The organism is Pseudomonas lurida (assembly GCF_013522705.1).
In the GTDB taxonomy this organism is placed as follows: domain Bacteria; phylum Pseudomonadota; class Gammaproteobacteria; order Pseudomonadales; family Pseudomonadaceae; genus Aquipseudomonas; species Aquipseudomonas quebecensis.
The window spans coordinates 1-1,449 of the sequence record NZ_JAAMRE010000061.1; the positions used below are offsets into that span (position 1 = coordinate 1).

Here is a 1,449-nt window from a genome sequence, read left to right on the forward strand (position 1 = left end):
TGAACTGACCCCCAAAGGTTGGACACAACCTTTGGGGGCGTCATGGGTAAGTACACAGAGCAAGCAAAACTCGCAGCCGTGCAGGACTATTGTTCCGGTAGCGCGGGTTTGAGGGATGTTGCACACCGTCACAATGTGGACTTTTCATCCCTTCGTCAGTGGGTCGCGGCCTATCAAGTGCATGGCGTTGCTGGACTTAAAGAGAAAAAGCTGCAGCGCTATAGCAACGACTTCAAACTGTCTGTTTTGAACCGTATGCGTGAGGAACAGCTGTCCTATCGGCAGACGGCGGCCTTGTTCGACATCCGTAAGTTCGACATCATCGGCCTCTGGGAACGCCGCTTTGATGAGGGCGGTTTTGATGCCCTTACCAAGCAGCCTAATAGAGCCGGACGTCCGAAAAAAATGCCGACCACCATTTCTCCTGTTCAACCCAGCTCAACCGATGACGAATCGCGCTCACGCGATGATTTGCTTGCCGAGGTGAAGCAGTTGCGGATGGAAAACGACTACCTAAAAAAGCTCGATGCCTTGGTTCAGGAGAAGAAACGAATAGCGCAGCAGAAAAAGCGCAAATCGTAATAGGACTGAGGCCGCTGCATTCTCTCGAAAGCCTGCTGAAATTTGCCGGTTTGGCACGCAGCACCTTTTACTATCAGCAAAAGGCGCTGCAAGCGGCTGATAAGTACGCAGAGCTGAAAGACAAGATTCGCTCGACGTTCGACGAGCACAAGGGCCGGTATGGCTATCGCCGCATAACGGCTGCTGTACGGAGCGCTGGTCATCTCGTCAATCACAAGACTGTTCAGCGACTGATGGCGCAGCTTCAGCTCAAGAGCTTGGTGCGGGTGAAGAAATACCGGGCCTACAAGGGAGAGGTAGGCAAGGCAGCGCCTAATCTTTTGAAGCGTGAGTTCGAAGCTCCGTCACCCAATCAAAAGTGGGTAACCGACGTTACAGAGTTCAAAGTTGGAGGTCAGAAGCTTTATCTGTCTCCCGTTTTGGATCTGTACAACGGCGAAATCATTTCCTACGAGGTTGCCAGAAGACCGTTGTTCGATATGGTCGGGAAGATGCTCAAAGGTGCATTCAAGCGGCTTCAGCCGCATGAAAAACCGGTTTTGCACTCAGACCAGGGCTGGCAGTATCGAATGCCCATTTACCTGCGGGCTCTCAAAAAATGCTCCGTTACGCCGAGCATGTCGCGCAAGGGTAACTGCTATGACAACGCGGCCATGGAGAGTTTCTTCGGCACACTGAAGTCCGAATTTTTTTATCTGAATAAATTTAACGACCTGGATGAGCTTCACGCAGGCATCGACGAGTACATCCAGTATTACAATCACTCGCGTATCAGACTGAAGCTAAACGGCCTGAGTCCTGTTGAATACAGAATTCAGGCCGCTCAGGCATAGATAGAAAATCGTCCAACTTTGTGGGGTCAGTTCA

1 protein-coding gene is annotated in these 1,449 nt (G+C 51.3%); it reads left to right on the forward strand.

Annotation, left to right across the window (positions count from 1 at the left end; genetic code table 11):
• The first annotated feature begins 42 nt into the window (after positions 1–42).
• Positions 43–1,415, forward strand: a protein-coding gene (locus G7025_RS26515; protein WP_181081934.1) for an IS3 family transposase whose coding sequence is annotated in 2 segments (ribosomal slippage) — positions 43–514 and positions 514–1,415 — 1,374 coding nt in all. Because the reading frame shifts where the segments join, the coding sequence is not laid out codon by codon here.
• The last annotated feature ends 34 nt before the right edge of the window (positions 1,416–1,449 follow it).